Origin of the sequence: uncultured Paraglaciecola sp., assembly GCF_913020055.1 — a bacterium.
Taxonomy (GTDB): domain Bacteria; phylum Pseudomonadota; class Gammaproteobacteria; order Enterobacterales; family Alteromonadaceae; genus Paraglaciecola.
The window spans coordinates 50,068-65,897 of the sequence record NZ_CAJWCF010000002.1; the positions used below are offsets into that span (position 1 = coordinate 50,068).

Here is a 15,830-nt window from a genome sequence, read left to right on the forward strand (position 1 = left end):
GGTTTAGCGGGCAATATTAGGTGTATCCACTTGTATATTGTCATTGGGTTAGTTAATATCTCGCGCGCTTTTTTATTGGTGCGACACGGAGTGAAACGTGCAAACAAATAGTCGTAGACAGTTAGTCGCTGGTAATTGGAAGATGAATGGCGATAAAGCTCTAGTTGAGCAAATGCAGAAACAACTAGCGGGTGCCAGTCTGAAAAATATGGATGTGGTGATTTGTCCGCCGTTTCCTTATTTAGGTTTGTTTGATAGTCGCGTCAAATTAGGTTCGCAAAACATCAGCGAATTTGACTCGGGTGCACATACCGGTGAAATATCTATTGCCATGTTGCATGAGTTCAATTGTGAATATGTGATTGTTGGGCATTCTGAGCGCCGCGCAGATAATAATGAATCTGATGAATTAGTCGCGAAAAAAGTTGAACAGGTTTTAAAAGCTAATTTAACTCCAATTTTATGTGTAGGTGAACCTGAAAATGTTCGAGAAGATGGCACATTTTTCGATTATATCGCCGCGCAGCTAGATGCAGTATTAAGTAAAGTTGGTATAAACCAATTTTCTAAAATTGTATTAGCCTATGAGCCTATTTGGGCAATAGGTACAGGTAAAACAGCTAGCCCAGCTCAAGCTCAAGAAGTACATGCTTTTATACGTGGGTGTTTAGTAAAACAAGATGACAACATTGCGGCCAATATAGTGATTTTATATGGCGGTAGTGTTAAAGGTAATAATGCCCAAGAATTGTTTTCTCAGGCAGATGTAGACGGTGGTTTGATTGGCGGTGCCAGTTTGAATCCAGAAGATTTTTTAAGTATTTGCCAAGCGGCAAATCAGTAGAGGCAGCACATGGTTTTTTATGAAATTTTAGTTATTGTTTATTTGATCGTAGCAGTTATGCTTATCGGTTTTGTACTGATCCAACAAGGCAAAGGTGCCGGAATGGGCGCGTCTTTTGGTAGTGGCGGTTCAAATACAGTATTTGGTTCCACGGGGTCAGGTAACTTTTTGACCAGAACAACGGCTATCCTTGCGACACTATTTTTTGTTATCAGTTTGATTTTGGGTAACCAAACAGCAGATAAAGAAAAAGCAGTAGACGATTGGCAAAACCTAGAAGTACCTGTTGTTAAAGAACAAGTTATGAATTCTGATGTGCCAGTGACTGAACAGTCTCTACCGGTTACTACTGATGCTGATGTACCAGCAGCAACAGAAACTGCTGACGAAGACGACATTCCTAACCTCTAAGGTTTAAAAACTAATTTGCGGATGTGGTGGAATTGGTAGACACGCAGCCTTGAGGGGGCTGTGGCTTAGGCCGTGAGAGTTCGAGTCTCTCCATCCGCACCAATTATGAAAAAGGTCTTGGGTTATACCAAGACCTTTTTTTGCTCTGGTTAAAGCAAGCGCTGGCGCTTACTGCCATCCTGGCTTTTTTCACACAGCATCCTTGCTGTACGACTTACTTTTTGCCTACAGCTGCAAAAAGTTAGCAAAAAAAGCCGCTCGAGGACAAAACTCTTCATCCACTAAACGACTCATTTTTGCAGGTCGTAATGATTCATTCCCGACGACGCATTACTCAATCGCCTGTCCATGGCGATTGTCCTACAAAAATGAGTCGTTTAGTGGCGAGCTTTGAGTCGAGGGTAAATCAAAAGCACAGGCTTCGCCGACAACTGTCTTAGTCTATTTAAGTTTTGCCCTACGTATTCTTGCTATGGGTGTATCAACAAGTTGTCACAAAATAACTGTGTTTTTACAAAGTTCAGGTAAGACTTCCGGTTAACAGCAAGATCTAAGAAAAATTCCGTGTTTCCCCAGTTGGCAAATTAGGAGTAGGTAATAAAGTTAACCTGTACATTGGGTTAGATGCTGTGATAGAAATGAGGAATGTAGAAAGCCGGAAAAGTTACGTGTTTAAACACGTAACTTTTCCGGTTATTAATATTGTTAGGTATTTATAAGGAAATAAAAAATGAAAATAGTTTTATTAAGTCTCGTTTTTGTTTTAGCTGGATGCACCACAACTCAGCCTAAAACCAATAAGGAAATAGCGGTATCTTATTCCAACACTATGGAGATCATTAAAAGCGCGGCAGGTTCTGCGCCTGATGGTGTCGAAGGCGAATACGTATTAAAAATCAAAGCGGCTGGGAATCAAGGGCCGTTTGTATACCTCAATACAGAATTTGACTACCGTGACCAACGCTCAGTCACAGTTGCTATCCATCCTCGTCTAGTTCCCTTGTTTTTAGATAAGTATGGAGCAACACCTCAAGAGTATTTCGTAAATAAATCTGTCTCAGTTATTGGACAGGCTAAAAGGATTAGAATTAATTTTGTTTCCCAAGGTAAACCATCTAGCAAATATTATTTCCAAACACACATCAGGGTAATGGACATTGCGCAAATCAAGGTTTTGGACGTAGATGCCTAACAAAGCGCTAAACTCTTACTCTCGGGTCACTGAAACGCAAGCGCAGCCGCGTTTCGCTATTTTTCCGTTACAATATTGCCTGCTATCTTAAAGTTAGCAGCGCTAGGATAGTAATGCTCAATACGGATAGAGTTAGATCGAATAATGAGACAAGTGCTTTCATTGGCGTTGTAAGGTGGAAGCCAATTAAATCTATTTGGTTTTTAACTCATTTATTAGTAACTGTTTTGGTCGCTCCGTTTGTTCTATCTATATCTACTTTTTTAGTCTTTCTAATTTTTACTTCAATAACATTATGTTTTGGTCATTCTCTCGGAATGCATAGATTATTAATTCATCGTTCCTACGAATGCCCTAAATGGATAGAATATCTGTTTGTGTATTTAGGTGTGCTAGTCGGCATGGCTGGCCCAATAGGAATGTTGATACAACATGACCTTCGTGACTGGGCACAACGACAATCGCAATGTCATGATTATTTATTGCATGGTTCTAAAATTCTACAAGATGGTTGGTGGCAATTAAATTGTGATTTAGATTTAAATCAACCACCTGAATTTCATATAGAAAAGGAAGTTACATTAGATAAATTTTATCAATTCGTCGAGAAAACATGGATGCTTCAGCAATTAGTTTTAGCCGTTCCTTTATTTCTTCTCGGTGGGGTTTCTTGGTTAATTTGGGGCGTTTCTGTACGAATTGTTATTTCTGTTGGCGGACATTGGTTAATTGGTTATTTCGCCCACAATAAAGGTGACCGCACTTGGGAAGTTGAAGGAGCTTCTGTACAAGGTCACAACATTAGAATTGCGGGTTTGCTATCAATGGGTGAAGCATGGCATAACAATCACCATGCTTACCCTGGTTCTGCAATGTTAGGGTTATATAGCGACGAACCTGATCCTGGGTGGTGGGTATTAAATGCATTGCATAACCTAAGGATTGTTAAAAATATTAAACTTCCTAAGCAACTTCCCGCTCGTTCTGAATTGATTGCGGTAGCTGATAACATAGATAACCGTGTCGAGAGAGTGCCGAAAGACTGTGAAGTTGCAAAGTTTATTCGAAAAGGTAGTTAACGAAATTTATGAAATTACAGGCATTGATATCTTTACGACTTTAGTAACCCAAACGGCATATAAACATCCAACCTTTCTCACCTAAAACAGTAACGATACTTTACTAAAACGCATCTCTGATGACTTTAAAATTTCCTTATTTTATCCATGCCAAAAATATATTTTGCCTATATAATTTGGGGAGGGAATTAAAAAGGTTCGATTGATGAGTTATTCGTGTCCGTCAAAACAACCACACCTAGTCTACTACTGTCAGCTATCTGATAATCAGGTTTTCACTTGAGGAAACCGAAGATGACTAGGCGAACCAAAGCGCAATGGCAAAGTATTGTAGAGCAATATGCTCAATCTACTCTCAGCACGAGAGCATTTTGTGAGCAACACAATATTCATTTGCAAACCTTCTACTCGCGCCGCCATGCTTTAGGCTTGGCGAAGCCAAGACATAACAAACCTAAAGTAACGCCAGCTAAACCTGTTAGTCAGTTTGTACAAGCTCAAATAGTCACGCCCAATTGCAGTATTGTCATGCAAACGCGTGAAGCCCAATTATCATTTTCTAGTCAGTGTGACCCACTGTGGGTTGCTAAAGTATTAAAAGGTCTCGCCGCATGAGAATGTTTGTCGACCCAAGCGCCGTTTATTTATACCCCAAAACAGTAGACTTCAGAATGCAATTTAATGGACTTGCATTAATTGTCGAGCAGCAATTTGATGTGCCGTTAATGTCTGGCGACTTATTTATCTTTACCAATCGTACCCGCAAACGCTTGCGCATATTATATTGGGACAATACCGGTTTAGCCATGTGGAGTAAGCGTTTGGAAAAAGACGTATTTAAGTGGCCTAGCAGCACGCAAACTTCAATGAGTTTAAGCGAACAGCAACTCAACAGCCTACTAGGCGGGTTTGATATTCATGGTCATCAGCCCTTGTTTTATGCTTCTGCTGGCTTATAACATCCGATCATAAGTAGGGATTATCGATCACGATTTAGTCTAAGTGAAAACAACATCTTAGGTGTGGTTTGCGGTAAAATACAGACTATGAAAACAAAGCCAAATAAGCGTGATATCGAAATAGAATTGCTTCAGCAAAAACAAGCGAAGCAAGGCTTGTCGGGTGAAGAAAAAGACATGCTTATTACGAAATTGTCGCAGCGTCTTGATTTTTTAGATGAGCAGTTTCGCCTAGCCCAGCACAAACGCTTTGCGAGTCAAAACGAAGCGCATCCTGGGCAGGATGACTTGTTCAACGAGGTTGAAGACATTGCCGAGTTTGAGCGTGAACAAGCGGATAGCGAAGAAAAGCAGCCCACACAGAAAAAGAAACGCACCCTTTGCTGCTCATATTGCCCGTGAAGTCATTGTCCATGATATTGATGATGCCGATAAAGTCTGTGCATGCTGCCAAGGTGAAATGCACTGCATGGGCAAAGAAGTAAATGAAAAGTTAGTGTTTGTGCCAGCCTTGACTAAAATCGAAGAGCATCACCGCTTAAAGTATGCGTGTACAGGGTGTGATAAAAACGATACCAAGACACCGATTAAACAAGCGCCGCCAGTACCGAGCATATTATCCAAAAGTTACGCCACCCCGAGCTTGATCGCGCAGTTAATAGCTGCCAAATATCAACATGGCTTGCCGCTGTATCGTCAAGAAGTGATATTTAGACAACTGGGTATCGAATTATCCCGCCAAACTATGTCCGATTGGCTGATTAAAATCGCCAACGTGTTACACCCAGTATTGTATGAATACTGGCATAAAATACTGCTGCAACAAGATGTGATAAAGGCCGATGAAACTCCGCTAAAGGTCATTAAGGATGACAACATTAAATCCTATATGTGGGTATACAGCAGTGGGGCTGACTCGCTAATATTAACGGTGACAGTGCGCCCAATATCGTCTTATACGACTACCAGCCGACGCGCGCAGGTAAGTGTGCAGTGGACTTTTTACAAAACGATGATAAACAGCATTACACCGGCTACTTACAAGTAGACGGTTATGCCGGTTATCATAAACTGCATTGTAACCTTGTGGTCTGCATGGCGCACATCCGTCGTAAATTCGATGAAGCGAAAAAAGCACAAAGTAAAAGCAGCCAAAAAACGGGTAAAGCGGATTGGGCACTTAGTCAAATTCAGAAACTGTATCGGATTGAAAAACAAATTAAAGGCTTACCCATTGAGGAGCGCTATCGTACTAGGCAAGAAAAATCAGTACCGCTACTCAACCAATTCAAAACATGGTTAGATAAGTCAGCGCCCAATGTATTACCTGAAAGCTTATTGGGTAAAGCGCTTAACTATGCGCTCAACCAATGGGATAAAACCATTAGGTATTGCGATGATGGTCGATTAGATATCGACAATAATCGCTCAGAGCGAGCGATAAAACCCTTCGTGATGGGCAGGAAGGCATGGTTATTTAGTCAAACTGCCAACGGTGCTAACGCCAGTGCCACGTTATATTCTATTGTGGAAACAGCGAAAGCTAACGGCCTCGTTCCCTATGATTACTTAGTTCACGTGATGGAAAAAATTATGCAAGGTGGTACTGAGCCTGAACAACTATTGCCTTGGAACGTCAAACTAGGCTAGTGTGGTTCTAACGTCGCACACAAAGTTGTGATTCTTATTCTTAATAATGAAGAGCTTTAATGATTAATTTTTACCTAAACAAGTAACTACTAATCGCAAGGAAAAGGATTAATATCCGTTGCTAGGTGATGTATCTTTGTGACCTTTGCGAGTATCTAAAATCACCTCTCCACTTGTGATTTTTGATTGATAGTCACTGATAATATGTGTGTAGAATTCATCTTTATTTTTAATCTTTCCTGCAAACATAGATGCCCATGTATTTCTCCCACTATCTTTGGCAATGAAAAGTGATAAATCTGCTATGTTGATAGCTTCTTCCCAAGAAACCAGTTCTTGATTGTAAGGATCGAACGGAAAACTGGTTACTCCAGTAGAGCATGTACAGTTAACTTCTAGATTATTACCAATATCAAATTTAAAATCCTCAATATTAGCTATGATTTTTTCGGCCAAGATCTTAATTTCATCTTGATGATTAAATTTACCTAAAACCAAAAACTCTTCCCCACCCCAACGGACGATCCAATCAGTCTTCCTACATGAGTTAGTTAATATATTGGCAATTTGAACAAGTACCTTATCACCAGCAGAGTGACCATATGAATCGTTTGTTTTTTTAAAATAATCAACATCAATCAATAATATGCCAAGTTTTACATGTTGCTCTGTAGGTTTTGCATAATTTTCACGTTGTAGATCAGCCATTCTATGATTGATGTTTTTAGCTAGAAAATGTCTATTATTAAGTTTCGTTAGTTGGTCGGTCAGGCTCAGTTTTTCAACTTCACTCAGCGTTTGTTGTAACTGCTTAGTGCGCTCTTCAACAAGTAAATCCAATCTTTGTTTCTGACGGATAATATTTTTAAATCGCCATTTATAAATAAGTATAATAAGACTAATAACTAAAAATAGGATTATTAATTGAAATAACAGCATTTCATACCACGCAGCTGCCTTTATGACTGCAAGTGTGGTTTCTTTGCTTCCCAGGTTTTCACCTGATCTAGTAGATTTTATTTTTAGTAAGTAATTACCTGGAGAAATATTGGTATATGTTGCTCGCTTATTCTTTGAATCAATATATATCCAATCGTTGTCATAGCCATCAAGCATGTATGCATACTTGATTTCTGACTGTGAGGTATAGTCAAGCGTTGTAAATTCCACTGAAAAACGATCAGCTCCTACAGGCAGTAGTAAAGTGTTATTTTCGAATGAAGATAGTTTGTCATTGATAAATACATCAGTAATCACAGGTGAAAATTGGATGTCATCTAATAAATTTGTGTTTTTCCCAGTATCATCTAAAGGTGCTTGCAAATGTGGGTTGAAAAGGTGCAATCCATTTGAAAATGTACTTATCCATATTTCACCACCTTTACCTACTAAAATATCACTGACATCACCAGACATTAACTTTTTTTGGTTCGCAAGATCACTATTTAAATGTTTCTTAAATTTATATGTAGCTGCATCTAGAATTGTAATCCCGCCCCCATAATTTCCAATCCATATCTCATCCTTGTTAACTTGTTTTATCAACTCAACATCAACGTGTTTTTTTAGAGCAGGGGAATCAATATGATCAAATGCTAACGAAAGCGCCCCGGACTTTATGTTGATAATCGCTGCACCTTGATCTCGAGTCGCTACCCACACATTACCATCGTTAGATTGAAACAAACCTTGGACCATCTTGCCGCCCAAGTATCTACTTTTGTCGTCCTCTTGATGGATTTGTTCAAACTGGTCACTATTGTGTTTCTTTCTCAATAAACCCTCAGTTGTTCCTAGCCATAAACCATTGTCTTTATCGACTAATAGAGATCTTATATCAACCATTACACTTCCATTGGTGATGGGATGTTGGATTACCTTAAGCGTTTTAATGTTAATTTCTGCCAATCCGCCACTAGTGCCAAGCCAAAAAGAGTCTTTACTTTTTTGGCCCAGAGCAAAAACTCTATTCCCTGGAATTGAATTTGAGGCGTTTATGTCGTGTTTGAAGTTAGTAAATTGATTGGTATCTGGATTAAATATAGATAAACCTCTTCTTGTACCTAATAATAGGAGTCCATTTTCGGCTAAAAAAAGTCTACGTATATAATTACCTACAAGCGAATTGGAATTTTCAGGATGGTTAACATAGCGCTTGAATTTTTTTCCATCAAAGCGCAGTAATCCATGTCCAGTACCAATCCAAATAAACCCCGTTTTATCCTGTACCATTGAATTAGTTGGATTCATATTCCATTCAAATTTAATGCGCTCAACAATAGTTTCAGTTAAGTTGTTTGTTTCTTTTTGGGCATAACCAGATAAGGGGACTAGAAATAAAAAGCATATGAAATGATTGAAAAGGTAAAAGGTATTATTTTTGGACATAAACAGGGCCCTTAAAATAGATATTGAGTTATATATGAGTTTATATAATTCAACATTAAAAGAAAGAGTTAGTGCAGTAAAAAACAGTCGGAAACACGACACCTAAAAACAGCAGCAGGAAGGGGGCACGCACTCTCTGGAAGAACGGGATATGTTCGAAACAGGTAGATCATTTTCTTCGGACATGGCGAACTTCGCTTGGTTTTTGTTAAGGTCAGTTTGATGACAGGCAATATTTTCAGTGAGCTCAGCCTATATAACATGTCTTCAGTTCCGTTTTCTGTGGGTATGCATTTTGAATTTCTGCATCATCTGCTCTCCGCCCGCTGCATAACAAAATGTTGCTCGAATTCGGTTGTCAGAGTTACCCATTGCTCTTCAGAAAGGCCTAATCGACTCAGTATGGGGCTTTGTGCTCAGTTGATGACACCTGCTTTATTTGCTCGCTTAGCGCCTTGGTATGGTCAAGCAGTCTAAACTGGCATCACCTAACTCGGTGCCTCCATCGACGGTCAAAATTGACCCGTTCACATATTTACCTAAATCGGAACCAAGATAAATTGCTGCATCGGCGATATCTTTTAGAACGCCGATCCGACGGGATGGAACTTTGCCAATCATGGCGTCACGAATTGGCCCTTTAGGTGCTAACCGATCTGCGCCTTCGGTTCCGTCAATTGCCCCCGGGGAAATACCATTGACGCGCAAACCTGCAGGGCCCCACTCCAAAGCCAAACATTTGACTAACATGTTGATACCGGCTTTAGCCGCGCACACATGCGCTTGAAACGGCATGGGGTTGATTGCTTGCGGTGCAGTAATTGCGATTAATGATGCATCCTCATTAACGTAGTTGAAGCCAAGATGAAATACATTATAAGTGCCGATTAGGTCGATATCGATTACTGTCTTGAAACCTTTTGGATTAATAGCGACTGCGGGTGCAGGAAAATTGCCAGCTGCGCCAGAGATTAAAATATCAATCTTGCCTAGTTGGTCCACGCTCGCTTGCAGCGCCGCTAGAACCTGTTCTGGGTCGCGCACATCAGCGGACAAGGCGATTGCCTTGCCACCAACCTCAGACATGATCTCATCTGCCGCAGCCTTTGCTTTCTCAAGGTTTCTGCCTAATACCGCTACGCTGGCGCCAACCGCTACCAAGCCTTTGGCGATACCTAAGTTAATGCCGCTAGTGCCGCCAGCAATAAAGGCAACTTTACCTGCGAGTGTGTTTTGTTGGTACATACTGGATTACTCCGTTGTCTGGGTAGGTTTTTAACTGGGTAAATCTATTGATGGGTTTTAGCAGCCACATTTTAAGTGTATGGGTATTTTTAACAATGACGCTTGTTGTTAATAAAACAGGCATAAATCAGCGATATTCATCTGTTTGCGCCTATTATATGGGTTAAAATCATTAATAGATGTCTATTTGTTTAATGGCTTTTGCCATTGTAATGTCGTATTCGAAAATAGAATGTAGCTGCTGATATACAATTCCACAAATATTAATGCCGCCTACTAAGTAATTATCATCATCTCTTTTTTAAGAATTATCAATAAAGTGTCGTAATGATAAACTTACCAAAGAACAATATATATTTCGTAGAAAGTTACTATCAAGACAGCCATGGTATTGCGATGATGGTCGATTAGACATCGACAATAACCGCTCAGAGCAAGCGATAAAACCCTTCGTGATGGGCAGGAAGGCATGGTTATTTAGTCAAACTGCCAACGGTGCTAACGCCAGTGCCACGTTATATTCTATTGTGGAAACAGCGAAAGCTAACGGCCTCGTTCCCTATGATTACTTAGTTCACGTGATGGAAAAAATTATGCAAGGTGGTACTGAGCCTGAACAACTATTGCCTTGGAACGTCAAACTAGGCTAGTGTGGTTCTAACGTCGCACACGATGCATTAACTAAGATTTGATTGTTTGCTTTCGGATAAGGCCTTATTGTTTCAATTATTCCACCACTATTATTAGCGCCCCTTAATCTTTCTATATATTCCTCAAGCCAAAAATATATTTTATCTGTAGAATTGTTAGGTGAAATATAAAAGGTTAGTTTAATGAGTTATTTAGTCGCTATTGAAGAAGATCATGTTTACGTTAAGTATTCTGGCTTGGTGGATGGTTTAGATATTGTGCGAATTACTGCGGATGACTATTTTATTAATAACTTGAGGCGTTTGCAGAAAGTTATCCACGATTTTTCTTTTTGTGATGAGGTTTCGTTAGGCTTTGAGGATATGCAAGAAATTGCATTGATGTCTAATATGGAGTCTAACTTTACTGAAAAAGCGATTGGTGTAATGATCCCAAGAACCGCAGAAAGCTACGCCCGTATAGTCGGTTTAGGTCAGGCCATTAAATCCCCTGATTGGACAATACTAATAGCGCACAACTATGCGGATGCTTTGACTAAAATATGAGTAATTGCCTTACGCTAAGGTTTCTTTTTTCTAATTAATCATTTAATTTATCGATGTTAAAGTGCAAAATTTCCCCTTCAAAATTACGTCCTAACTGCCCATCTGTAATTCAAACTGAATAATCTTTATTGTTATTCTAATTATACTTGCATAACTGCTCCAAACCCGTAAAATACCGCGGCCTTTTATCTGGCTAATAATCGTCAGAATTTAAGGTAAATTAAGTTAACGTTAACGCTACTACGAGTTTGAGGCATATATGGTTACTATTCGTTTACAGCGTGGTGGCGCGAAAAAGCGTCCATTTTATCAAGTAGTTGTTGCAGACAGTCGTCGTTCACGCGATGGTCGTTTTATTGAAAACATTGGTTTTTTCAATCCAACAGCAATGGGTCAAGAAGAGCGTTTACGCTTGGACTTGAGTCGTGTTGAGCATTGGGTTGGGGTAGGCGCAAGCTTATCTGACCGTGTTGCACGCTTGGTAAAAGATGCACAAAAGGTAGCTGCTTAATTGCAGTTGCAAAAAAGGGTTTAAGCAATGAGTCTTGCGTCTGACACATTAGTGATTGGCATAATCGGAGCACCTTACGGTGTCAAAGGTTGGGTCAAAATCACCTCTTATACCCACGATTTAGACGGCGTGTTTGCTTACACTCCTTGGCTTTTGGGTCAAGTGCAAGAAGGCAACGAGTACGTCGTAGACCAATGGCGAACCCACAATAAAGGTTTAGTTGCCAAACTGGTTGGGGTGGATAATCGAGACGATGCTGAAAGTATCAAAAATCTTGAGATTTCCATTAAAGCAGAAATGCTACCTGAACTAGATGACAGCGATGTTTATTGGCGTGAATTAGTCGGCATGCAGGTTGTTACCGATAAAGGTTACAACTTGGGTGTAATAAAAGAGTTATTTGAAACCGGTGCTAACGATGTGTTGTTAGTGAAAGCCAATTTGAATGACGCTTTTGGTCAGAAAGAACGCATGGTTCCTTATTTGTTAGATCAAGTGATTAAACAAGTGGACCGGCAGGCGAAAACGGTCACAGTGGATTGGGATCCTGCATTTTAATGCAAGAGCCTAGTCAGGAACCGAGTCGTTGGTTTGGAGTTATTAGTCTTTTTCCAGAAATGTTTGAGACTTTTACCCAACAGGGAGTAATAGGGCGAGCGGTGAAAACCGGCTTGTTAAAAGTAGAGTGTTTTAATCCAAGAGACTTTACTTTCGACAAACATCGTACTGTTGACGACCGACCATACGGTGGTGGACCTGGCATGCTGATGATGGTTCAGCCATTAAAAGACGCTATTCTGGCAGCTAAAGCAGCTGCAGGAAGAAAAACAAAAGTGGTTTACCTTTCTCCCCAAGGGAAAAAGCTGGATCAAGCAGGAGTGAAACAGCTTTCTGAAAATGAAAGTTTGATTCTAGTAGCTGGTCGGTATGAAGGTATCGATGAACGTGTAATACAAACACAGGTTGACGAGGAATGGTCAATTGGTGATTACGTGTTAAGTGGCGGCGAATTGCCTGCTATGGTTTTAATGGATGCAGTTTCAAGGTTTGTACCCGGTGTATTAGGGCATAAGCAGTCTGCCGAGCAAGACTCTTTTAGTCATGGCTTGTTAGATTGTCCGCACTATACCCGACCAGAAAACTTGGACGGTGAGCTTGTTCCTAAGGTGTTGTTAAGTGGTGATCACGAAAAAATCAAGCAGTGGCGTTTACAACAGTCGCTAGGTAGAACCTGGCAACGACGCCCTGAATTATTAAACGCTCTAGCTCTGACTGAGGAGCAGCAAAAGTTGTTAGATTTATATCTACAGAGTTTGCCGCAGCATGATGACAGTTAATCTAGTATGAGAGGATATGATGAGTAAAGTAAATCAAGACATCATCAAGAAAATTGAAGAAGCGCAGCTAAAAACTGACGTTCCAGCATTCAGTGCTGGTGACACAGTAGTTGTGCAAGTACGCGTTAAGGAAGGCGAAAAAGAACGTCTTCAGGCTTACGAAGGCGTTGTAATCGCTAAACGTAACCGTGGCCTACACTCTGCTTTTACAGTTCGTAAGATTTCTAACGGCGAAGGTGTTGAGCGTATATTCCAAACACACAGCCCGGCAATCAGTTCTATTGAAGTGAAACGTCGTGGTGCTGTTCGTCGCGCTAAACTTTATTACTTGCGAGAACGTTCTGGTCGTTCTGCACGTATCAAAGAAAAGCTAGGTTAATTTAATTTCTGCGTTATCGTTAAACTTAATAAGAAAACCCGCCTTTTGGCGGGTTTTTGCTATTTGGGACTTTTAAATCGCTGTATTTTATTTTGTGCGATTCACTGCTTGAGGTTCGTTAAGGACGGTGCTTTTTTGCATAGCGTCAAAAGTACTGCCATAAGCAGGGCGTTTAATATTTTTGCCAGCACCTCTTACTGTTCTCAATTCTCCGTTTGTCCATACCAACTTACCTTGGCTTAAAGTGTGTACCGCAATACCCTTGACAGTGCGGCCTTCAAAAATATTAAAGTCGATATTTTGATGATGGGTTTTAGCTGAGATAGTGCGAGTACCATTTGGATCCCACAACACAATATCTGCATCAGCCCCTACAGAGATTGATCCTTTACGAGGATAGATATTAAATATTTTGGCTGCATTAGTTGAGGTAACACCGACAAATTCGTTTGGAGTGAGTTTGCCAGAGGTCACCCCAGAGTCCCATAACACAGACATTCTGTCTTCGATTCCCGCTGTACCATTAGGTATCATACTAAAATTGTCTTTACCCATGGCTTTTTGATCGGCGCAAAAACAGCAGTGATCTGTGGCTGTGGTTTGTAAGTTGCCTGATTGTAAGCCTTTCCATAACGCATCTTGGTGTTTCTTGGAACGAAAGGGGGGGCTCATGACATGGCCGGCCGCATAATCCCAGTCTTCATGTTGATACACCGACTCATCAATTTCTAGATGCCCTGCCAGTACTTCACCATATACTCTTTGGCCTTCGTTACGGGCGCGGGTAATAGCCTGTAAAGATTCTTCGCAAGACACATGTACACAATACAGCGGCACATTTAGCGCTTGTGCAATTCTGATGGCCCGATTGGCGGCTTCGCCTTCCACTTCTGGTGGGCGAGAAAGTGGGTGGCCTTCTGGGCCAGTGATGCCTCTTTCTAGGATTTTTTTCTGTAAGTGAAATACTAAATCGCCATTTTCTGCATGTACAGTCGGCATGGCACCTAATTCTAGACAACGAGAGAAACTGTTCACTAAGGTTTCGTCTTCACACATAATGGCATTTTTGTAGGCCATAAAATGTTTAAAACTATTGATGCCATGTTCATGCACTAAAGTGCCCATGTCTTTGTAAACGGATTCATCCCACCAAGTAATAGCCACATGAAAGCTGTAGTCAGTAGCCGACTTTTCAGCCCATTCCATCCATTGATGATAGGCTTCCATAATAGGTTGTTGGGGGCTAGGAATAACAAAATCAATAATCGAGGTGGTACCGCCAGCGGCACCTGCACTGGTGCCGGTAAAAAAGTCTTCGCTGGCCACTGTGCCCATAAAAGGTAACTGCATATGAGTATGGGGGTCGATGCCGCCGGGCATAACTAACAAATCACCGGCATCGACTACTTCACATCCTGCTGGTACATCAAGGTTTTCACCTATCGCTTGAATTTTACCTTCAGCGCAATAAACATCGGATCTGTAGCTGAGATCCGCAGTGACTATAGTTCCACCTTTGATAAGAATTGACATCTTTTGTGCCCTTAATTTTATTTTTTCTGTTAGACATGTTTGATTATTAATCACTTAATTTCAAGTGACTTTGCCAGTTGATGTTTTTATAAATAACTAAAGTGTGTGGTGAAAACGGGTCTTACTTTCAACTTTGCTCATGTTTATCATTGTCTTGAACATTAATTTCTTTCAAGAAAGTTTCTAACACTAAGTTAGGTCTGGCTCCTTTGCGCAATACAATTTGATATTCAGTGGTAAAATTAAATTTTTGTGGGCACAACGCGCGCATTTGCCCGGATAACACCCAGCGTTTGGCGTAATGAGTGGGTAAATAACCAACAAAACACCCCGTTAGTATTAGGAATGCTACGCCTTCCCGATCGGTTGCTGTGGCGGTGGTGTTGAGATTTTGGTAATGGCTTCGTGTTTGTGCTGTCTGCGCATAACTTGGAGCAACGGCTTCAAATTCACTAATATTATCCGTTTCTAAATCATCATCATTAGCGTTAAACAAGGGATGTTGATAATTGCAGTAGAGTAACGATTCTTCGGTATAAAGCCTTGAATACTCCAATCCAGGTAAGGGTCGTAAATCTGGTACTACTCCTACGTGTAAGCCACCATCTAATACATAACGTTCGATTTCGTTAGGCGGGATCATGCGTATGTTGATTTCTACTTCTGAACCTTCACTTTTTAATGCTTTAAGTGCTTTAGATACCCGCATATGTTCGAGTGTGACTAAATTGTCAGTAATGCCTATATTCAATTCCCCCGTCAGCTTCGCATGTATGCCATTTACTTGGGTGCGAAAATTTTCTAGAGATGCGACTAATTGTTGGCTAGCTTGATAAACCAGATTTCCCTCTTCGGTAAGAGAAAATCCAGCTCTGCCACGTTGACAGAGGCGTAAGCCTAATCTTTCTTCAAGGTCAGACATACTGATACTAATGGCTGAACGACTAATATTTAATTCGACTTCAGCGGCTGAAAAACCACCACATTCGACTACAGTTCTAAATATTCTTAACAAACGAATATCAAAATTACTCAGCTGAGAAGCCAGTTTTCTTTTATGTGATGGATGTAAATTATTTTTTTTCATTAGTTTGTTAAGTAAATAC

General features: G+C 40.5%; 15 protein-coding genes, 1 tRNA gene and 3 pseudogenes. 14 read left to right on the forward strand and 5 right to left on the reverse strand.

Annotated elements, in window-relative coordinates; genetic code table 11:
- Window positions 1-97: 97 nt before the first annotated feature.
- The 8 genes and pseudogenes from tpiA (at window position 98) to QZ488_RS00820 (ending at window position 6,135) form a co-directional block, all read left to right on the forward strand.
- Window positions 98-844 carry a triose-phosphate isomerase gene (gene tpiA / locus QZ488_RS00785; protein WP_293745725.1) on the forward strand — a complete coding sequence of 249 codons (747 nt, stop codon included), beginning with the start codon at window positions 98-100 and terminating at the stop codon, window positions 842-844.
- A gap of 9 nt (window positions 845-853) precedes the next feature.
- Window positions 854-1,255 (forward strand): preprotein translocase subunit SecG, encoded by a 402-nt coding sequence (secG, locus tag QZ488_RS00790; RefSeq protein WP_293745726.1) that lies wholly within the window; start codon window positions 854-856, stop codon window positions 1,253-1,255.
- Between the two features lie 17 nt (window positions 1,256-1,272).
- Window positions 1,273-1,357: transfer RNA gene (locus QZ488_RS00795), tRNA-Leu, on the forward strand.
- A gap of 628 nt (window positions 1,358-1,985) precedes the next feature.
- Window positions 1,986-2,447 (forward strand): hypothetical protein, encoded by a 462-nt coding sequence (locus QZ488_RS00800; protein ID WP_293745727.1) that lies wholly within the window; start codon window positions 1,986-1,988, stop codon window positions 2,445-2,447.
- Between the two features lie 317 nt (window positions 2,448-2,764).
- On the forward strand, window positions 2,765-3,526 hold the full coding sequence (locus QZ488_RS00805) for an acyl-CoA desaturase (protein ID WP_293745728.1): 762 nt from the start codon (window positions 2,765-2,767) through the stop codon (window positions 3,524-3,526).
- 294 nt (window positions 3,527-3,820) lie between these two features.
- Window positions 3,821-4,141 carry a hypothetical protein gene (locus tag QZ488_RS00810; protein ID WP_293745729.1) on the forward strand — a complete coding sequence of 107 codons (321 nt, stop codon included), beginning with the start codon at window positions 3,821-3,823 and terminating at the stop codon, window positions 4,139-4,141.
- The gene (gene tnpB / locus QZ488_RS00815) at window positions 4,138-4,485 is read left to right on the forward strand and encodes an IS66 family insertion sequence element accessory protein TnpB (protein ID WP_293745730.1); all 348 of its coding nucleotides are present in this window, start codon (window positions 4,138-4,140) and stop codon (window positions 4,483-4,485) included. Before QZ488_RS00810 ends, tnpB begins: the two co-directional genes overlap by 4 nt.
- Window positions 4,486-4,572: 87 nt before the next feature.
- Window positions 4,573-6,135: pseudogene (locus tag QZ488_RS00820) on the forward strand (IS66 family transposase).
- Window positions 6,136-6,243: 108 nt separating this feature from the next.
- Here the strand turns inward: QZ488_RS00820 and QZ488_RS00825 are convergent.
- From QZ488_RS00825 to QZ488_RS00835, 3 genes and pseudogenes are all read right to left on the reverse strand, one after another.
- Window positions 6,244-8,523: a ligand-binding sensor domain-containing diguanylate cyclase gene (locus tag QZ488_RS00825; protein WP_293745731.1), complete on the reverse strand. Its 2,280-nt coding sequence runs from the start codon at window positions 8,521-8,523 to the stop codon at window positions 6,244-6,246.
- 267 nt (window positions 8,524-8,790) lie between these two features.
- Window positions 8,791-8,969, reverse strand: a pseudogene (locus QZ488_RS00830) (transposase); the annotation flags it as partial.
- Between the two features lies 1 nt (window position 8,970).
- Entirely contained in the window at window positions 8,971-9,768 is a 798-nt protein-coding gene (locus QZ488_RS00835; RefSeq protein WP_293745732.1) for an SDR family oxidoreductase, read from the reverse strand.
- 389 nt (window positions 9,769-10,157) lie between these two features.
- Here QZ488_RS00835 and QZ488_RS00840 point away from each other — a divergent pair.
- The 6 genes and pseudogenes from QZ488_RS00840 to rplS all read left to right on the forward strand — a co-directional run.
- Window positions 10,158-10,418, forward strand: a pseudogene (locus QZ488_RS00840) (transposase); the annotation flags it as partial.
- Between the two features lie 183 nt (window positions 10,419-10,601).
- The gene (locus QZ488_RS00845; RefSeq protein WP_293745733.1) at window positions 10,602-10,964 is read left to right on the forward strand and encodes a hypothetical protein; all 363 of its coding nucleotides are present in this window, start codon (window positions 10,602-10,604) and stop codon (window positions 10,962-10,964) included.
- Between the two features lie 259 nt (window positions 10,965-11,223).
- Window positions 11,224-11,475, forward strand: a complete 252-nt coding sequence (gene rpsP / locus QZ488_RS00850; protein ID WP_293745734.1) for a 30S ribosomal protein S16 — start codon at window positions 11,224-11,226, stop codon at window positions 11,473-11,475.
- Window positions 11,476-11,502: 27 nt separating this feature from the next.
- The gene (gene rimM / locus QZ488_RS00855) at window positions 11,503-12,033 is read left to right on the forward strand and encodes a ribosome maturation factor RimM (RefSeq protein WP_293745735.1); all 531 of its coding nucleotides are present in this window, start codon (window positions 11,503-11,505) and stop codon (window positions 12,031-12,033) included.
- The gene (gene trmD, locus QZ488_RS00860; RefSeq protein ID WP_293745736.1) at window positions 12,033-12,812 is read left to right on the forward strand and encodes a tRNA (guanosine(37)-N1)-methyltransferase TrmD; all 780 of its coding nucleotides are present in this window, start codon (window positions 12,033-12,035) and stop codon (window positions 12,810-12,812) included. The genes rimM and trmD overlap by 1 nt, the downstream gene beginning before the upstream one ends.
- A 19-nt stretch (window positions 12,813-12,831) precedes the next feature.
- Window positions 12,832-13,191 carry a 50S ribosomal protein L19 gene (gene rplS, locus QZ488_RS00865; protein ID WP_007621759.1) on the forward strand — a complete coding sequence of 120 codons (360 nt, stop codon included), beginning with the start codon at window positions 12,832-12,834 and terminating at the stop codon, window positions 13,189-13,191.
- 87 nt (window positions 13,192-13,278) lie between these two features.
- On the opposite strand, the gene hydA is transcribed toward rplS, so the two are convergent.
- Both hydA and QZ488_RS00875 read right to left on the reverse strand, forming a co-directional pair.
- Window positions 13,279-14,724: a dihydropyrimidinase gene (gene hydA, locus QZ488_RS00870; protein WP_293745737.1), complete on the reverse strand. Its 1,446-nt coding sequence runs from the start codon at window positions 14,722-14,724 to the stop codon at window positions 13,279-13,281.
- 127 nt (window positions 14,725-14,851) lie between these two features.
- Window positions 14,852-15,811 (reverse strand): LysR family transcriptional regulator, encoded by a 960-nt coding sequence (locus tag QZ488_RS00875; RefSeq protein ID WP_293745738.1) that lies wholly within the window; start codon window positions 15,809-15,811, stop codon window positions 14,852-14,854.
- Window positions 15,812-15,830: the final 19 nt, after the last annotated feature.